The organism is Ekhidna sp. (assembly GCF_039940915.1).
GTDB lineage: Bacteria > Bacteroidota > Bacteroidia > Cytophagales > Cyclobacteriaceae > Ekhidna.
In genome coordinates this window covers 455,933-474,133 of sequence record NZ_JBDVFO010000003.1, presented here as the reverse complement: position 1 = coordinate 474,133, position 18,201 = coordinate 455,933, and the positions used below count along the sequence as shown (strand labels likewise).

Annotated in this window: 18 protein-coding genes; 13 read left to right on the top strand and 5 right to left on the bottom strand. The window is 40.0% G+C overall.

The window, feature by feature from the left end:
• Positions 1 to 12 precede the first annotated feature (12 nt).
• Positions 13 to 231, bottom strand: coding sequence for a hypothetical protein (locus tag ABJF57_RS17045; protein ID WP_462232543.1), 219 nt, complete (start codon positions 229 to 231; stop codon positions 13 to 15).
• 82 nt (positions 232 to 313) lie between these two features.
• On the opposite strand from ABJF57_RS17045, the gene ABJF57_RS17040 reads away from it, so the two are divergent.
• Positions 314 to 535, top strand: a complete 222-nt coding sequence (locus ABJF57_RS17040; RefSeq protein WP_462232542.1) for a helix-turn-helix domain-containing protein — start codon at positions 314 to 316, stop codon at positions 533 to 535.
• Between the two features lie 29 nt (positions 536 to 564).
• Here the strand turns inward: ABJF57_RS17040 and ABJF57_RS17035 are convergent, their stop codons facing one another.
• Positions 565 to 1,137: a class I SAM-dependent methyltransferase gene (locus ABJF57_RS17035; protein ID WP_462232541.1), complete on the bottom strand. Its 573-nt coding sequence runs from the start codon at positions 1,135 to 1,137 to the stop codon at positions 565 to 567.
• 298 nt (positions 1,138 to 1,435) lie between these two features.
• On the opposite strand from ABJF57_RS17035, the gene ABJF57_RS17030 reads away from it, so the two are divergent.
• The 6 genes from ABJF57_RS17030 (at position 1,436) to ABJF57_RS17005 (ending at position 5,864) form a co-directional block, all read left to right on the top strand.
• Complete coding sequence (locus tag ABJF57_RS17030; protein ID WP_462232540.1) at positions 1,436 to 1,996, top strand: helix-turn-helix domain-containing protein; 561 nt, start codon at positions 1,436 to 1,438, stop codon at positions 1,994 to 1,996.
• A 137-nt stretch (positions 1,997 to 2,133) separates the two neighbouring features.
• Positions 2,134 to 2,298: a lmo0937 family membrane protein gene (locus tag ABJF57_RS17025; RefSeq protein WP_462232539.1), complete on the top strand. Its 165-nt coding sequence runs from the start codon at positions 2,134 to 2,136 to the stop codon at positions 2,296 to 2,298.
• 488 nt (positions 2,299 to 2,786) lie between these two features.
• The gene (locus ABJF57_RS17020) at positions 2,787 to 2,960 is read left to right on the top strand and encodes a hypothetical protein (RefSeq protein WP_462232538.1); all 174 of its coding nucleotides are present in this window, start codon (positions 2,787 to 2,789) and stop codon (positions 2,958 to 2,960) included.
• Positions 2,961 to 3,038: 78 nt separating this feature from the next.
• Entirely contained in the window at positions 3,039 to 4,127 is a 1,089-nt protein-coding gene (locus tag ABJF57_RS17015; RefSeq protein WP_462232537.1) for a DUF1611 domain-containing protein, read from the top strand.
• Positions 4,109 to 5,236 carry an alanine/ornithine racemase family PLP-dependent enzyme gene (locus tag ABJF57_RS17010; RefSeq protein ID WP_462232536.1) on the top strand — a complete coding sequence of 376 codons (1,128 nt, stop codon included), beginning with the start codon at positions 4,109 to 4,111 and terminating at the stop codon, positions 5,234 to 5,236. The genes ABJF57_RS17015 and ABJF57_RS17010 overlap by 19 nt, the downstream gene beginning before the upstream one ends.
• Positions 5,193 to 5,864: a M15 family metallopeptidase gene (locus ABJF57_RS17005; protein ID WP_462232535.1), complete on the top strand. Its 672-nt coding sequence runs from the start codon at positions 5,193 to 5,195 to the stop codon at positions 5,862 to 5,864. The genes ABJF57_RS17010 and ABJF57_RS17005 overlap by 44 nt, the downstream gene beginning before the upstream one ends.
• Positions 5,865 to 5,903: 39 nt before the next feature.
• Here ABJF57_RS17005 and ABJF57_RS17000 read toward each other — a convergent pair whose 3' ends face one another.
• Positions 5,904 to 6,776, bottom strand: coding sequence for a YitT family protein (locus tag ABJF57_RS17000; RefSeq protein WP_462232534.1), 873 nt, complete (start codon positions 6,774 to 6,776; stop codon positions 5,904 to 5,906).
• 252 nt (positions 6,777 to 7,028) lie between these two features.
• A complete protein-coding gene (locus ABJF57_RS16995; RefSeq protein WP_462232533.1) occupies positions 7,029 to 7,646 on the bottom strand; it encodes a LysE family translocator in 618 nt (205 codons plus the stop codon).
• A 223-nt stretch (positions 7,647 to 7,869) separates the two neighbouring features.
• Between ABJF57_RS16995 and ABJF57_RS16990 the strand changes: the two genes are divergently transcribed.
• Positions 7,870 to 8,994 (top strand): carboxypeptidase-like regulatory domain-containing protein, encoded by a 1,125-nt coding sequence (locus tag ABJF57_RS16990; protein WP_462232532.1) that lies wholly within the window; start codon positions 7,870 to 7,872, stop codon positions 8,992 to 8,994.
• Between the two features lie 49 nt (positions 8,995 to 9,043).
• Here the strand turns inward: ABJF57_RS16990 and ABJF57_RS16985 are convergent, their stop codons facing one another.
• Positions 9,044 to 9,550: a DUF2391 family protein gene (locus ABJF57_RS16985; protein ID WP_462232531.1), complete on the bottom strand. Its 507-nt coding sequence runs from the start codon at positions 9,548 to 9,550 to the stop codon at positions 9,044 to 9,046.
• Positions 9,551 to 9,736: 186 nt separating this feature from the next.
• Between ABJF57_RS16985 and ABJF57_RS16980 the strand changes: the two genes are divergently transcribed.
• The 5 genes from ABJF57_RS16980 (at position 9,737) to ABJF57_RS16960 (ending at position 18,125) form a co-directional block, all read left to right on the top strand.
• On the top strand, positions 9,737 to 10,495 hold the full coding sequence (locus tag ABJF57_RS16980; protein ID WP_462232530.1) for a hypothetical protein: 759 nt from the start codon (positions 9,737 to 9,739) through the stop codon (positions 10,493 to 10,495).
• Positions 10,496 to 10,702: 207 nt separating this feature from the next.
• Entirely contained in the window at positions 10,703 to 12,373 is a 1,671-nt protein-coding gene (locus ABJF57_RS16975) for a serine hydrolase domain-containing protein (protein ID WP_462232529.1), read from the top strand.
• A 48-nt stretch (positions 12,374 to 12,421) separates the two neighbouring features.
• Positions 12,422 to 12,748, top strand: coding sequence for a PadR family transcriptional regulator (locus ABJF57_RS16970; protein ID WP_462232528.1), 327 nt, complete (start codon positions 12,422 to 12,424; stop codon positions 12,746 to 12,748).
• A complete protein-coding gene (locus ABJF57_RS16965; protein WP_462232527.1) occupies positions 12,748 to 15,420 on the top strand; it encodes an ABC transporter permease in 2,673 nt (890 codons plus the stop codon). Before ABJF57_RS16970 ends, ABJF57_RS16965 begins: the two co-directional genes overlap by 1 nt.
• Before the next feature lie 71 nt (positions 15,421 to 15,491).
• On the top strand, positions 15,492 to 18,125 hold the full coding sequence (locus ABJF57_RS16960; protein ID WP_462232526.1) for an ATP-binding protein: 2,634 nt from the start codon (positions 15,492 to 15,494) through the stop codon (positions 18,123 to 18,125).
• Positions 18,126 to 18,201 lie beyond the last annotated feature (76 nt).

Sequence of the window (18,201 nt, the reverse complement as noted above, 5' to 3'; positions counted from 1 at the left end):
CTCTCAAGAGCATTAGCTCATCAGTTCTTCTGCCTGGGTAAAGAACTCTATCAATAGCTGGAAGTCACAGGCGATGGATTCAAAATCTGAGGGCAGTGTTTCATGCTCAAAAACGATGTATTGCAAGTTGACACGCAGCAGGCTTTTCCGAAGTGCAGCCGGTGGTGAGGCAGTCAACAGGTGTTCCAGGTGTTCGGTGAGTTTATGCGAAAGCATAATTTCTTTAGGCATGAATATGAATTAAATACCGAATATATTCCGTGGATAAATATACGGAATTACTCAAGTTTAGCAATAATCAAATTTGCTAATCGTGGACAATCAAAAAGCCGCCATCCTGAAAGTTATTGCTGCCAATATCGTAGAAATACGAAAGCAGAAGGGTATTACTCAGGAGCAACTTGCGCACAAGGCAAACATTGATCGATCGTACATGGGATACATAGAAAATGCTAAACACAACATCTCCGTTGGTATGCTTGAAAGAATTGCCATTGCCTTAGATGTAGAGATAATCAAGTTGGTGAGTAAATAGGCGGCAACAAGCTTGCATCCATGCGCTTTCTAGCTTTTCTTCTGTGCAATTAAAAGTATCGAGTCATTTGAATCGAATTCAGTGTATAATTCAATCAGTAGCATATCAAAAAACACTTCAAAGTAACTGATGAGCTCTTCTTTTTGGTGATTATTTACAAACAAGCCATTGAAAACTTCTGAGCCTTGTCCTTTCCAAAACGAATGACAAACGATTCCAGCTGGCTTAAGCACCTTTCTCTGCCGGTTGATAGACTTAACCAACTCCTCATCTTTCAAGTGATGCAATACTTTGTTGGAATAGATGCAATCAAATTTCTTATCCGTTATTATGCTGGACGCATCCAATTCCAGAAACTCTGCATTGGGTTCTTTTAACATGAGACGCTTTAAAAATTCTTTAGAGAAGTCTGAGCCCGTAACTTGGTAGTCAGCGCTTAAAATTTCCCAGTCCGCCCCAGGACCTGTTCCTAGCTCCAACACTTTTGAACCGGCAGGAAGGAATCGTTTGAGTTTTTCAATTAAATCTGCTCCATTAATCCCTTCTGCATGTTTAATGTATTCGTCAACAGATGCTTTGGTCTGGTAATAATCGTTGCTCATTTCTTTCGTTTTGTGAAGATGATCTTCGCATAAATCTATATTGAACTACTCGCACTAACTATATCGAAAACGACCTTTTTATCCTTATCCATGATTTTCTTAGAATCCTTAATTTTCAATAATTCTGCTAATCTTAATTAACCAAATGTCTGTTTTTTTAACAACAAATTGCAGTCCGAATTCAAGATAAGAGCGGTTAAAAAACGATATCTTTACACTTCTTATTCTGCAAGTGTCATGCAGAATGTATGCCTTCAATCATCGACATCTCTCGTTCAGCACTTAAGAATTTATTCAAATGAAGCTATACATAAAATACATGGTCAGCCTTCGCTGTAAAATGATGGTAAAGGAAGAGTTGAAAAAGTTGGGGCTCAAGTATGCAACAGTTGATCTTGGTGTCGTTGAAGTAATGGAAAACATTACCATAGATCAACGCAATCAACTCCGCAAAAATCTATTGCTATCTGGCCTGGAACTGCTTGAAGACAAGAAAAGTATTTTAATAGAGAAGATCAAAAATGTAATAACGGAAATGATTCACTATTCTGATGAGCTACCAAAAGTGAATTACTCAGACTATATATGTGAAAAATTGGGCTATGATTATACTTATCTAGCCAACACTTTCTCAGAAGTAAAAGGTGTGACAATCCAGCAGTATATCATTATTCATAAGATCGAAAAAGTGAAAGAATTACTGCTATATGACGAGCTAACGCTCTCTGAAATTGCTCACAAACTTCATTATAGCAGCGTTGCTCATTTATCCAATCAATTCAAAAAAATTACAGGACTAACGCCTACTTTTTACAAGCAAGTAAAAGAAAAACGGAAGAGAAATCTTGAAGATCTATAGCCTAAACTTGGGTACACCTCCCCTATGGCGAAAACATGAGATATATGTAATAAACTCATGAAGTCATGTAAGGAATTAGCGATTGCAAGACCTCACCTTTGACCACTGATCCATTTTTCTATTACAAAAAGAGCCTAATGAAAAAGCTACAATACATCACAGTTGTGCTTACCATAATTGTGTGGATTATAGGTTTTTTCGGCTACTTGGGAGTTACTCATACCCTCATTGTGATCGGGTTAATCATTGCATTCTTTGTCATAATCTTCATCAGGATCGTTAGAGAAGGCGCTTTTTTATAAGAACCCGCTAGCAAGATTTAATGATAGAATACGTGTTAATCAATGTGTGAAATGTGTAACACGTTGTTATCACAATGTAACTCTCTAAGCACAGTTAATCTGCACCTTTGCTTAGAATTCTAACAAATTCAAATCTCATTATAGGTTATTAAGATGATAAAAAGGGCAGGTAACGCATCCTGTCCTTTTTATCATCTCTTATCATACAAATCAAACGCATATGTCAAAAGAAAAGGAGGGTAAAAAGAAAACAGGAAAGAAAGCTCCAGAAAAAACCTTAAAAGAAAAAAGGGCGGCAAAAGAAGAAAAAAGAAAGCAGAAAAGGTCTAGCGATTTGTAACCCATCCATTAGAAAAAAGACATGAAAAACATCTATTCAAAAATTTATTACCTCATTCTGCGCATTGAAAATCTCTTAGCCCCTAAGCTGATCAGATCCTTTGATGTTGTTCCCGTGCGATATAATTCGAATGGCGTTATCAACTCACATGGCAAGAGCATTATCAACAAATAGCTACAAGGAAGGAGATCAAGTGTCTCCTAAATCCAATCCAGCATTGAAGCTGAAGGTGAGAAGATACGTGGATAGAATCTACTACTGCAGGGATACCTCAGGAAAGGAGTTTGCCTTCTTCGAAAGAGAGATAAATGCTGCCGACTAAGGAAGCTTGCTCCGCTTTATCTTCTTTCTAAGAATGTTGGGTACCGTTTCAATCAATTTTTAACATAAAAGACATAAAGTGACTGCATTAGTATACAGTGAAAACGAATTGGGCAAGATTGATGGAAAGGTCACTAATGGTCTAATTAGACATTCAGAAAAGTACAACATCATCGGTGTGATAGACAGCACCAAAAGAGGACTTGATGCCGGAGAGTGCTTAGATGGTACAAAGAATGGGATTCCGGTTTTCGGTAGTGTGGATGACGCCATTGAATTGCTGGATAACATCCCGGAATATTTTATATATGGCATAGCTCCTTTGGATCCCAACCTCAACGAAGATCAAAGGAAGGTAATCATTCGTGCCATGAAAATGGGTATGAATATAGTCAATGGGCTACCAGAGTTTTTCTCTGAGGATAAGGAGTTTATGCAAAATGCCACAAAGTATGGTGTGAGTATAAACGACATCAGAAAGCCCCCTGCAAGAAAAGACCTGCACATTTTTACTGGTAAAATCAACGATATCAAAACGCCAGTAGTTACCGTTTTTGGTACGGACTGTGCGGTTGGCAAAAGAACAACAGCAGTAAAGTTGGTAAAGGCATTAAAGCAGCAAGGAGTAAACGCCATTTTTATTTCCACCGGCCAGACGGGACTTCTACAAGGTTCAAAATATGGTATTGCCATAGATGTGCTTAGTTCCGGGTATTCAACTGGTGAAGTGGAAAATGCCATCATACAGGCTGTAGAAAAAGAAAATCCTGACATTATTGTTGTAGAAGGACAAGGGGCTCTTAGCCATCCTGCTTTCACCTCATCGAGTGCGATCATCAATGGTGCACAGCCAAATGCATTTATCGTCCAACACCCCCCTAAAAGGGTTCATCGATGCGACTATCCCAAAATACCCATGCCCTCGATTGCGAGCGAGATTAAACTGATCGAATCTTTTTCAAATTCACGAGTCATCGCTATCACTGTCAATCATGAAGATATGACTGATGATGAGGTAGACGATGTGGTCATGGCCTACGAGAACGAATATATGCTTCCAACTGCTGACGTATTGAAACATGGATGTGATAAGCTTGTAAACATCTTAGTCAAATTGTTTCCTTCACTGCAACAGGAAAAGGAGGCAGCTTGCCAACCCCAGAAGTAACGATAGATCTTGAAAAGATTGCACATAATATTCGAACCTTGAAAAAACACTATGAGACGAAGGGAGTCCATATTACTGGAGTCACCAAAGTAGTGTGTGGAGATTCGCGAATAGCGAACATTCTGAGGACGAATGGTCTGAATTATCTCGCAGATTCGAGAATTACGAATATTGAAAGAATGAAGTGTGACGGTGTAGAGGCCAAATTTCTTCTACTCAGAACGTTGCTTAGTGAGGTAGAGTCTGTGGTAAAGTATGCAGACATGAGCCTAAATTCTGAACTTTCCACTATTCAAGCGCTTTCAAAAGTTGCAATAAAAAACAGAACAACACACAAAATTATCCTGATGATCGAGTTGGGAGATTTACGTGAGGGCGTACTACCCATTCACCTAAACGAAACTGTTCGCAGTATTCTTAAACTTGAAGGAATAGAATTGGCTGGCGTAGGGACAAACCTGGCGTGTTTTGGAGGCGTGAAGCCTGATGTTCGCAAAATGCAACAGCTTTCCACCATCGCAAACGACCTTGAAAAACGATTCCATATTTCATTGCCAATTGTTTCAGGAGGCAATTCTGCAAATTACCACTGGTTTGAGCGTACGGATGATCCAGGTAGAATTAACAACCTCCGTATAGGTGAGTCTATATTTCTTGGGAGTGAGCCCTTGGAAAAAGCGCCCATTCCCCACCTGTTTTTAGACGCATTTACCTTGTGCGCAGAGGTGATTGAGTCTGGAGTCAAACCTTCTATACCATACGGTGAAATAGGACTAGATGCTTTCGGAAATGAGCCCGTTTTCGAAGATTATGGTCATATCCAAAGAGCCATATTGGGAATTGGAAAGCAAGATGTGCGTACCGAAGGTCTCACCCCTCCACCGGGCATGACTATACTTGGTGCCAGTAGTGATCATCTCATTCTTAATACAAACAAAACAAAATTGAAAGTGGGAGACACTGTAGCTTTTGACCTCAATTATGGATCATTGCTCTCTGTCATGAATTCAACCACTGTAGCCAAACGATATGTCCAAACAACAAACGACCGCCGAATATTGCCGAATGGTAGAGGAAAAAGACATGCGCCACAAGCAACTTTTCCCTAGCATTGAGATTAAGGACGACAAGACTCCGATGAAGAGTCTTAAAGATGCCGGGGTGAAATTGATTTATGAACCCTCCATAATGGAAGGTTACAAATACCTTGTAAGAGAACCGATTTTTGAAAAAATAGAACGCATTGGCGAGTTTCTCGAAACCGAAGACAAAAGATTGATCATCAGATCTGCATGGAGGTCATTCGAGCATCAGCGAATCCTTTGGGAAACCAATATGGAAGCACATAAGAAAAAACATCCCGAAATGGCTGCAAAGGATCTTCATACACTGGTCTCCTACTTCATTGCTCCGGAAAGAGAATCAACTCATACAACTGGTGGGGCTGTCGATGCCTTGATTTATGATTTAAGGAAAGATTGTGTAATGAATTTTGGTACAAACGACGGATTAAAAATCAACCTCAACAAAAAGTGCTATCCCCATCATCCAGAAATATCCGATGAAGCAAAGGAAAACAGAGCACTACTAATCCACTTATTTGAAGAGGAAGACTTTGTCGTAGACTTAAAAGAATATTGGCATTTCGATTATGGAAATGCTGGGTGGGCACTGGAAAAAGGAAAAGATCATGCGATATATGGGATCATGGAAAATGAAACTGAGGCGTGGAAGTAAGATCGCGAAAACTCTTTTTCGTGGCTTTCTTGAAAGGTGTTAGCTTTTAAATTTTCGCTTTTTAATTACTCCACCCTTCAGATCTCTCACACTACTCATTACGATAAAAGCTGCAGGGTCTATTCGTTCAATTTCCTTCTTGAATTTGGCAATTTCCAACCGTGTAATTACAGAATAAACAATATCGGTTTCGGTAAGATTTTCCCCGTCCTTACTAAAACCACTCTTCCCTTTATAAATCGTCACACCACGTCCCATCTTATTAATAATCATGACTCTGATATCTTCACTTCGCTTAGATATGATAGTTAGCCCGATGTACTCCTCAACCCCTTCAACAACAAAATCCACGGTCTTCGATGCTGCCAGGTAAGTTAAGATCGCATAGAGTGCTACTTCAATGGAAATAAGGTAAGCAGCCGTTGAAAAAATCAACAAATTGAATAAAAGGATAAGATCACCAATTGTAAGTCCTGTTTTTTTTCCCAGGTAAATCGCCAGCACTTCCGTTCCATCGAGAACGGCACCACCTCTTACGGAGAGTCCGATTCCGCTTCCCAGGAAAAAGCCTCCAAAAACTGCAATCAAGAGCTTATCTGAGGTGATTGTAGGATAATCAATCACTTCAATGGCAATGGCCAGACCAATAATGGCAATGATACTTCTCACCACGAAAGATTTTCCTATCTGGAAATAACCCAGAACAATGAAAGGCAAATTGATGACTATTATGAGTATGGATAGTGAATAACCAGAAATTACTTGTAGCAAAAGGGAGATGCCAGTAACCCCTCCATCAATAAATCCATTGGGCAAAAGAAAACCCTTAAGTCCAAATCCTGCCGAAAGTATTCCAAGCGTTATAAACGAGATGTCCTTTATTAGTCCCTTAGCTGTAAGCTCTTTTTTCATAGAAATTCTTTCCTGCTGTTAGTTTCCTTAGTCGGCCATTAATCGCCTTCATTTATATGCCTATTAAACATGACCACTGTGCTGATTGTCTACCATCTGTGTTAAAGCCTATTTGATTCGCGTGGATACACTAAAGATACTTCTATTAACCCATTAGATTCAGTTAATAACATCTGCAGACATAAAATAACATTCGAGCGGATGGTTTTCAACTGAACTGTTGATTTCACGCTCGTTCTGTTTACCCCTTCTTCACATATAAAATGATAGCCATTGGTATAGATTAATCGCTCCTAGCAGTACGAAGGCAATTCCCGGAATCAGGTTAACGATCGTTCGATTGTTAGCAACAGTTTGGAAGCGACTACCTACTTTGACCACCACGGCAAGTAAAGTAAGCTCGCCTAAAAACACACCCAGAATGTAACTCCAGTAATTGATGCCTTCCAAGTTGATGAGCCCTTGAAGCTGCAAGTAGGTGGTCACTCCTAACCAAAATGGCATGGCCAATGGATTTAACGCACCCAGGACCACTCCTTTTACAAAGCCAACCTTTTGACTGTCACTGATTTTCACTTCCACTTTAGCTGGTTTTGCCAAAATGGATACAATGCCCAAAACGATTAAAACTAACGCTGCTATTAGGTAGAAATAATTGGTAACCTCAATTTGCTCAGAAAGGAATTTTTGAACTTTAACCGCAAGGCCAGCATACATGGTATCTAAAATTGCGGCTCCTAATGAAAGGAAGAATGCGCTTCTCGCTCTTTTCTTTAGCGAAAGCTGCATTACGGTGATGTTAATCGTTGCAGGTGGAATGGTTCCCAACAAGCTAATACCGAACGAAATCAAAAAAACTTGAAAAATCATAACTGACGTGTGAAAGAGTGATTTCTTTAAAGCTAATTTATTCTCAATGATTTCATGAGTTCTACTTGATGAATGGCTCAAATTCATTACCCTCAATTAGTTTTCAGCGTTAGAAAAGGGGTATCGTCAAAGAAATATTATCATTTGATAAAAAATGTAAAAACACGTAGTTATACATAGGTATTTTATCTATACCTTTATAGGTATAAATCACACGTTACTAATGAAGCCTATTCTTATCGCCTTAGCTTTTTTAGCTCTAACACCTACCTATTCGACAGACGCCGCCTACATCATTAAGGGAATTGTAAAAGACAACGAAACGGGAGAAGCGATTCCGTTTGCGCATGTTTTAGTAGGCGATGTGATCAATGTCTCAAATATTGATGGCGAATTCGTAATAAGTGCTGCCGATTTTAATAAGCAAAATGTCAACTTAAAAGTTTCCTATATCGGATACGAAAACTATTCAACTTCCATTTCTAATTTGGATAAATACCACACGGTGTTTTTGAAACCTTCCGTAACACAGTTGATGGACGTAGAAGTATTTTCAGGCCCATCGATAATGATGGAAGTCTTTGGTCGCTTCCACCTTAACTACGAAATGGAAAGGCAGCACATGGTTGGCTACTATCAGGAGTCCATGTCGGATTGGGAGAAAACATACTATGTAGCGGAAGGAATAATGGATATTTACTCTCCTAGCAATCTGGATAAAAACTCATACCCTATGGTTAGTCCGTTGCGCACCAGAAAGAAAGTATTCGAAAAGATTGAAGCCATTGATGAAGTATTGGGTGGAAACGCTAGTGACATGGCGCATTCTTCCATCTGGAGAAAGAAATCCTTCCTTAGCGCGAAGAATAGAAAGAACTATGAATTCTTTTACGCTGGAGCTACGTCCATTGGAGAGCATGACGTATTGATCGTGGAGTTCGAGCCTGGCAACAACAAAGGAAATACCACGGGCAAGCTCTACATTGATGAAGAGACCTTTGCACTAATAAAAATTGAATACGATCCCATCATCAGTGATTTCTCCTTCTGGGAATCGGTTTCCTGGACGGAAGAATACGAACAGAAGGATGGAATTTTTAATCTGGTAAGTGTGCTGTTTGAAGGCACGAGTACCAATCATACATACAACTATCACGCTCTACTTGTGATCAACGAGTCTACGGTTATTGAAGAGATACCATCGGATGTTAGCATGATGGACGTCAACGACTCCTTTTTTGAAATGGCCAAGGAAGATTTTACCGATTCTTTCTGGACAGGTTTCAACTTCATGAAACTGGACAACAATGTTACCCAATTGTTGCATGCCGATTCCTCTCAATATTAACTAAACTTTGCTGGAAGCCTTCGAGCAATGGGTTAGGATGAGGTGTTATTTATTTCAGCGTATCACTCAACGTACCACTCATCGACGCAGGAAATGCCACAATGATTATTCGTTTAATCACTAGCATATTATCCACTCCCCAAGGACATTTCTCAATCAATGTTAATATCAAAGCAACTACTATCAATGAAATTAAATAAGTGCCAATGGATCTTTTAACGTATGAGAATACATGCCCCTTTAATGTTGATCTATAAAAATTGAAGTATACGAAAAGAGCTATTAGCAAAAGTGAAACAATACCTATACCCAAAACATTGGCAAATGGTAAGGTTTCTCCAAGCACCCAAGCCTCTTCCGTGAAGGAAATAGGAAGTGCAAGTAGAGCGGCCCCAACAGCAACCTGAATGATGTCGCGAGGTTTAAACTCAACCATCAATGGTTTGAGCGTGTAACTAATGATCTCGCCGGATTTATCAGCAATTGGAATTACCCAATGCAAATAGCCCCCAATCCGCTTTACCGTCTTCTCTTTTACTTCGATTTTGTCATTCATAGCATAAAAATTTGTGAGGCTAACTCTTTTTCATTCTCTACATTCTTTAATCTCCCGAAGAAAATATCAAAGGTTGATTAGCCTTATGGCCAATTTTGCACACTTGAAAAATGATTTATTCAATCCATTAAGGTAGCTATTCCTACCAAACATGGCGACTGGCCTCATAATTGCAAAGTACCAATTATGAAACTCATATTGGCATTACTACCTCTTACGCTTATCGGTTGTTTACCGAACAGATTGGTCCCTTATGACTACTCGATTGAAAAGGACAATCGTGAGGCATACATCGAGCTTGATTCCATTACGGTAGCCATCTCAAATCTGGCAATTAAAGGAGATCATTTTGTATTTGGGATGGAAATTGAAAACAAAAGTACCCAGCCCATTTTCATTGATGTGAATAGTATTCAAAAGTATTCGCATCGACTTTCATACGGCTCAAAAAATCAGGTGCGTACCTATCAAGAGGTAACTTCCGCCATGACGCCATCCCGTGTCAATCAGTTTTTTAAATCAAAAAGAAACCAGGCAGAAGCAGCTTCTTTTCTCCTTTTTCTAGTAGGCGCGGCAGTGAGCACTGCCGATGCAATCAAAGACCATTCTGACAACAACAAAAAGCATTGGACACATGACGATGCACAAAAATCCAGGAACCGTGACATAGCCACATCCGCAACTCTGGTAGCCACAGATATATTAAATGACATAGCACTGCAAAACAGGCATACTGCTGAAACAGAGCTAGACTACTTACCGAAGGAATTATTCACTCGCAAGGTCATTTACCCTGGTGAAAGCTATTATGGCAAGGTGTTGTTTGAAAGAGTTGGGATGCTAAATAACTATCACAGGCTAGCCCTTCCTTTTGAGCAAAAAAGACTCCTCTTTGACTTCCGAAAAGCCACTTCAAAAGAGAAACAATTTTTACACAGGAGATGATTACTTCCAAGGAGGTTTCAAACCTCCCTTCTCATCCGTCAAATGCACGCTTTATTAGATCCATTGTACGACGATAGCTGTGCTTGTATAAATTTTATGCAACCATTTATTCGACATTTACGATTAATATATTAATTTCGGTTTTGTCGAATAAATAAATTCGCATGATACTGACAAACTGACTAACTCAAATAAAGGAAAAACAATATGAGAAAAATTCCATTCATTCTTATGCTACATGCTATCATCGTTTTAACATCATGCGGGCAATCCTCTTCGAATCTAGTATCAGGGTTTGTTAACCATAAAGGCATCTCTACACCAATGCATGAAGGGCATGTTGGTCGAATCGTATTTATGTCAAATACGCGTCCGCTTAAAGACTGCAATGAAAGTGATTTTCTATCCTCTTTTGAGATAAAAGAAAGTTCCGATTTAAATTTCACTGCATTCATGGGTAATTCTCTGACTAATTACTTGCATGAATTAGACACTACATCAACTGCTGAAGAACTTATACAAAAAGGGAATTTCCAGTTTTCATTCATTGTAGATGATAGTTTATTATATACAGAAAATCTCAATCTAGGTGCAGGGCTTCCAGCGCAAAAAAACGAAAATACAATCCTCCGTAAACCATTTTTAAGTAGCACCAATATTGATTCCTGGGGTCGGTTTTTATGGATGCGGTTTTATTATAGAAATGGTGGTGAAGCTGTTTTGGAAACAGGGACTCACGTACTTAAAATCGAAATACGTCCGTACCTGAAAAACGGTGAAATCATTGTCGGTGATATTATTGCTGAAGGTGAAATCAACATAAAAATGGCTGAACTTGATAAGGTATCCGAAGAGCAGATTGCCATTCAATCGATCCAACCAAACAGTGACTGGAAGCTATCATCCGCACAATATGAGCAAGAAAAAATCAGAGCGCTAAACGAGAAAATTGCTCAAAATCGGTTCAAGAGCATCACTAGCATCGTCGTGATCAAAAATGGTAAACTCCTCATCGAAGAATACTTCAATGGTGCAAATCGAAGGACGTTACATGACACGCGCTCTGTTGGAAAATCTTTTGCATCTACTATGACAGGCATTGCCATTGATGAAGGTCATCTGAAAGATTTTAATCAGACGCTGAGTGAGTTTTATGATCTGACCAGATTTACGAATTATTCTTCCAAAAAAGATCGCGTAACGCTGAAAAGCCTCCTCACCATGAGTTCGGGATTTGAGGGTTCTGATTCAGATTCTGATTCACCGGGTAATGAAGAAAACATGTACCCTACCGATGATTGGGTAAAGTTTGCTTTGGACTTACCAATGGATGATATGAAGGAGATCGGTGAAAAATGGGATTACTTCACTGCAGGTGCAGTTGTTATTGGTGATATCGTAGACAAATCCGTTCCCGGAGGATTAGAGAAATATGCTGATGAAAAATTATTTAAGCCGCTGGGTATTTCCAATTACAAATGGCAGTATACGCCGCAGGATGTAGCTAATACTGCAGGCGGCTTGCAAATGAATGCCTTAGATTTTGCAAAGTATGGTCAACTCTATAAGAACAATGGTATATGGAAAAGAAGGCAAGTTTTACCTTCCGATTGGGTGAAAAGGACGATGACCAATTATTTCCCAGAAGCTCCGGATCAAACAGCCTATGGCCTCTTATTCTGGAATCAGACGTTTACTGTAAATAAACGACCCTATGAAGCTTTTTTGTGTAGCGGCAATGGTGGAAACAAAATCATTGTTTTCAAAGATCAGCCCCTCGTTATTGTCATAACAGCAACAGCGTATGGTCAACCTTATGGACATTCGCAGGTCGATCAAATGCTACAGAACTACATCTTGCCTGCGGTGGTAGAATAACTAAAATCAAGAAATGAACTTGTGTGAAAACATCAAACAAATATCGGAATGAAAGGAACTAACCTTGGAGAACTAGAAGAGATCGTACTACTGGTGGTCGCTAACCTTTTTGATAGCGCCTATGGTATCCTGATCAAACAGGAGATCGAAGAGAAATGCGACCGAACCATTACCATCAGTACGGTACACAATGTATTGCAACGACTCAATGAAAAAGACTACTTGGAATCCAGATACAGTGACCCAACACCGGAACGTGGTGGAAAACGAAAACTACTCTTCAGAGTGACCAAAGCAGGGCAAGCAGCACTTAAAACGTCACGAGCCATGCGGGAAAATTTATGGTCAGGGATACCTAAAGTAGCATTCGACTAATGAAAGCAGCTCCTCCAAAAATACTGACCACTCTTCTTTCCAAATGCTGTAAATCAGCGCTGTGGGAATCCATCGAAGGTGATCTAACGGAACTCTTCTTCATTGATCTTGAAAAAAAAGGAAGACGAAAGGCTCAAATCAACTACTTCCTCAACGCACTGGCATTTCTTCGATACCACCGACTCAGAAAAAGACAAAACTCAAAAACACTCAATCACATGGCTCTCATTCAAAACTACCTGAAGGTCTCTTACAGAGACCTCAAACGAAACAAGACATTCACCGGCATCAACCTCTTCGGACTCGTTGCGGGTATGACGGTATCCTTACTGATGTTTCAATATGTGCTTTTCGAAACCAGTTTCGATGATTTCAATGAAGATGCAGACCGCATTTATCGGGTCATAAATGACCGTTACCAAAATGGTGAATTGGTTCAACACGGAGCAATCACCTATCCTACCATTGGTCCTACTATGAAAGCGGACTTTCCCGAAATTGAATCGTACACGCGAATGACCTACAGCGGATCAAATTTCATCAACTACGAAAATGAGACCTTTCGCACCGGTGACTACCTAATCGCGGATGAGCACTTTCTAACCTTCTTTGATTATGAACTAATCAAAGGTCAGCAAGAGGAATGCCTGGATGCGGCATTTAAGATGGTGCTTACCAAACGGTTTGCCGAAAAGCTGATCAAAAAGGGTGAAGACGTTACCGACCTGATTGGTAGGGCTATCCATTTCAACTATGAAAAGCCATTTAAGATTACCGGAATCTTAGAAAACCCACCTGCAAACTCTCATTTACAATTTGGCTTCATCACCTCATATAAGTCATTCATTGCCATAGCAGGCGAAGGAGCAGATACTAGCTGGGAGTGGTCAGATTTCTATCATTACATCAAGCTGAAAGAAGACGTGAACATCGTCGCGTTGAATGCTAAGCTAGAAGATTTCGGAAAAAGGTATTTCAAAGAGGGTGAGGTTTCCGGCGGAGACGAGAAATTTTCATTACAGCCGCTCAAGGTGGTTCATCTGGATGATAGCATGGAATATGAAATTGGCGCGGTAACGAATGGTAATACCGTGTGGCTCATGCTTTACATAGCCATATTCATCATCGTGATTGCTTGGATCAACTACATCAACTTGAACACAAGCCGAGCAATTCAACGAGCAAAGGAAGTTGGCATCCGCAAATCAGTAGGCGCAAGAAAAAGTCAAATCATCCGACAATCGTTCACCGAGACCCTTCTACTCAATTTCATCGCACTCGTTTTATCTATCAGCCTGGCATTCTTAGTACAACCAATTTTCAACAATCTCACCAGTTTGAACCTGAGCATGTCTATCATCTTAACTTCTTCTATCTGGGGTATACCTTCTCTCCTTTTATTGATTGGTATTTTCCTTATAGCATTGGCTTTCGTTGCGCTTTACCCAGCCTTACTTGTTACACGATTTAGTACACAGGATGTGTTGAAAGGCAGTTTCAGTCTCAAAGGCGAAATTGCCTGGCTTAGAAAAGGGATGGTGGTTTTCCAGTTTTCACTGGCTGTCATTCTCATTACAGGTACCATCGCGATAGCCAAACAAATAGAGTTTATGGTCAATCAAGATCTGGGTGTTGATGTGGATAATACCATGGTCGTTTATGGACCAGTGATGACCAACTGGGACAGCACGTTCATCAATAAAATTGACCTGTTTAAAAAGAGCTTAAGTTCACTGTCAGGTGTTGAAAGGGCTACTTTTTCGAATCGAGTGCCTGGATCGCGAATGGGCAGAATCTTTCAGGTTACTTCCAAGGCGGATCCGGAAACTCAGAATCTTACTTCCAGTTTCATCAACGTGGATCATGAGTTTTCTGAGCTATATGACCTTGAATTCATTACAGGAAGAGATTTTGAATTTTCGGATCACGATTTAGATGGAAATAAGGTGAAAAATCTCATTATTAACGAATCTGCAGTACCGCTTTTAAAATTTGACTCACCGGAAAATGCCATCGGTCAATCCATTAATTTTTGGAATAAAGATTGGACCATTATCGGAGTAATTAAAGATTTCCATCAACAATCTTTACACAAGAAAATTGAACCTGTTTTCCTGATTCCATATTACAATACCGGCAATAACTTCTCGATTAAGCTCTCTTCCCATGTTACGCCGGCATTGGTAGAAGCGGTAGAAAAAAGATATGACCAGTATTTTCCAGGTAATTACTTCGATTACTACTTTTTGACTGATGAGATAAGAAGCCTTTACGATAACGATGTGCGGGTAAGCAGGGTTTCCAATGTATTTGCTGCACTTTCGATCATTATTGCAGTTCTGGGATTGTACGGACTGGTCATGATCACATTGGTTCGAAAGACTAAAGAAATTGGTATCCGAAAAGTATTGGGTGCAAACCTCGGACAGCTCTTAGCACTACTCGGCAAAGAATTTCTAGTTCTGGTTTTTATCGCAGTATTGGTCGGAGCTCCGGTGAGTTATCTTGCATTAATGGAATGGAAAGCAGGGTTCGCATACACAATTAACATTGGGATAGGACTCATCTTGGTATCATCTCTCTCATTGGTTTTAATTTCCGTGCTCACCATTAGTTTTCAGACCGGTAGGATTTCGAAAAACAATCCCGTCGATTCATTGCGACGGGAATAGGTCAGACAGCTGATGTCAATGGACTAGAAAGGAGACATGAAGTGTTAACTCCAAAAGAAATATCTTTAATCATGCTTTTTTCGAAGTTCAATGTATTGGATGTAGGCGTCTCATCTGCGATGACTTTTGATCAGTCTAGAAAATTCAGATTATTAAATATTTCAACCTTATTAGCAGCGGGCACTACCATACCCTACCTATTTATCTTTTTTCAGAAGGAAGCTTTTCTGGGGATGGTGGCTCTTCTTTTTTTTCTGAGCTTTTGCGGCTGCTTACTCCTCACGAAGTTTAATCACTACCGTAAAACACGAATTTTGCTGTATGTACTCTCCTGCGCGTATTTATTCATTGTAGCGTCCGCTTTGGGTAGAGACGCAGGTCATCACCTCATGCTGATTCCTGTGCTGCTCAGCGTGGTACTTGTCTTCGATTTTGAGGAAAAGTATAAGCTCATTTTCTTTATCGGTTTAGTATTAGCCACTTTCATCGCTTTAGAATTAACGGATTTTACACTTTATACAATTCCCGTAACTGCCTCAGAAAGCAGGCTTTTCTATTATGGAAGTTTATCTGTTGCGGTATTAGGGTCTACTACCATTGGAATATTTTATTTCTATCTCTTCGGTAAGCAACTGGAGAAAAATCGTGAGATGATCGAGACCAGCAGAGAGATCGAACGTACCATCCATTATTTCTCTTCATCACTTTATGGAAAAAATACGGTGGATGAAATTCTCTGGGATGTCGCTAAAAACTGTATCGGACGGCTGGGATTCATAGATTGTGTCATCTACCTTCTGGAAGAGAATAATCAACTGCTTGTTCAGAAAGCAGCCTTCGGAAGCAAGAATCCCTATGCTTTTGAAATATACAAACCCTTGGATATACCGATGGGCAAAGGAATCGTTGGCAGAGTGGCCGAGACGGGAGATGCAATTAGCGTTAGCGATACATCCATAGACAAAAGATACATAGCCGATGATCAGCGTCGATTATCCGAACTCGCAGTGCCGCTGATTTACAATAAGAAGGTGATTGGAGTAATTGACTCTGAACATCCTGATAAGGATTTTTTTACTGAACGACATCTGAGCGTGCTTAAAATTATCTCTTCACTATGCGCCAATAAAGTAGCTAAGGCAATGGCGGATCAGCAAAGAGAGCAAGCTATACAAATCAAAATCGAAGCAGATAAGATCAAAGCATTTGATCAATTAAAGTCTAAACTATTTGCCAATGTGTCGCATGAGTTACGGACGCCACTCACTTTGATAATGGGTACGATTGATAAGCATCTTCAATCTGGTGCAAGTGATGATTGGCAGGTGTTGAGACGGCACACAGACAGATTGCTTCGGCTCATCAATCAACTGCTGGATTTATCTAAGATTGAAGCCAGTGAATACAAACTGCAGAAAGAGCCCGGTGATGTCATGAAGTTTCTAAGGGTCACTTTGTCGCTATTTTCTTCCCTAACCTACAACAGACAAATCACCCTTCAGGAGATCATACCTATTGATGAAGTATGGCTGAAATTTGACAGTGATGCACTTGAAAAAATTCTCTTCAACCTACTTTCCAATGCTATAAAATTCACATCCAATAACTCTACTGTAGCACTCACAGCAGGTTATGAAAAAAAGTTGCTGATTTTGAAGGTTTCGGATCAGGGACTTGGAATTCCTGAAAAAGAAATTGACAAAATTTTTGATCGCTATTATCAGGCAAACCAGCACAGAACCTCAGGCACCGGTATTGGGCTTTCCCTTACAAAAGAGCTTGTAGAACTCCATGGTGGCAGCATCACCATTGAAAGTGAGCCTGGAAAAGGATCAACATTTATTGTGTCCTTACCACTTGAAAAAGCTGAGGCAGAGCCAACTGAAGCACCTCCTGAAAAACCACAAAATACTTATTCAGGTAAGGATGATGCTGATCCCCACAAAGTCAAAGGTGATCTTGTGCTTGTGGTAGAAGACAATCAAGAGGTAGCCAATTACATTATGGAAATCTTTCAAGCTGACTACCAGGTAATTCACGCTTCGGATGGAACGAACGGAATTGAAGTTGCTAAGCAAAGGCTACCGGATCTAATCGTTAGCGACATCATGATGCAGCATGCAGATGGATTTGAGCTATGCCAGACATTAAAAGAGGATGAACTCACAAGTCACATTCCCATCATTCTGTTGACGGCTAAGGCAGATGAAGCTGATAAACTTCACGGGCTGCATTCAGGAGCTGACGATTACATCGTCAAACCATTTAGTGCCGAAGAGCTTAAGATCCGAACGGAAAACCTATTGAAGTTGAGGAAAAAGCTCAAGGATAAGTTCAGTCAAATCATTTCTTTAGATTCAAAGGACATTGTGATCACAAGTGTGAATGAAATCTTCATCAAAAAGCTCATTACCACCATCGAAAGCAGTATGCACAACGAAGAGTTCAATGTAGAAGAGTTGTGCATGCGAATGGGCATTAGTCGAATGCAGATGCATAGAAAGCTGACGGCATTGACTGGTAAATCAACCTCTGCATTCATTCGACAGCTCAGATTGCAGCGGGCATCCAAACTATTAGCCTCCGGAGAAACTTCTTCTCAAGCCGCCTATGCAGTGGGTTTCAATAGCCTCTCCTATTTCACCAAAATGTTTAAGGAGGAGTTTAATACCTCACCTTCGGAATTCATGGCTGGGCAACTTTAATGCTCACCGATCAGTATTTTCTCTATAGATATTGTTACATATGAGCTAAGAATAGTTACATATTTTCAATCATGAT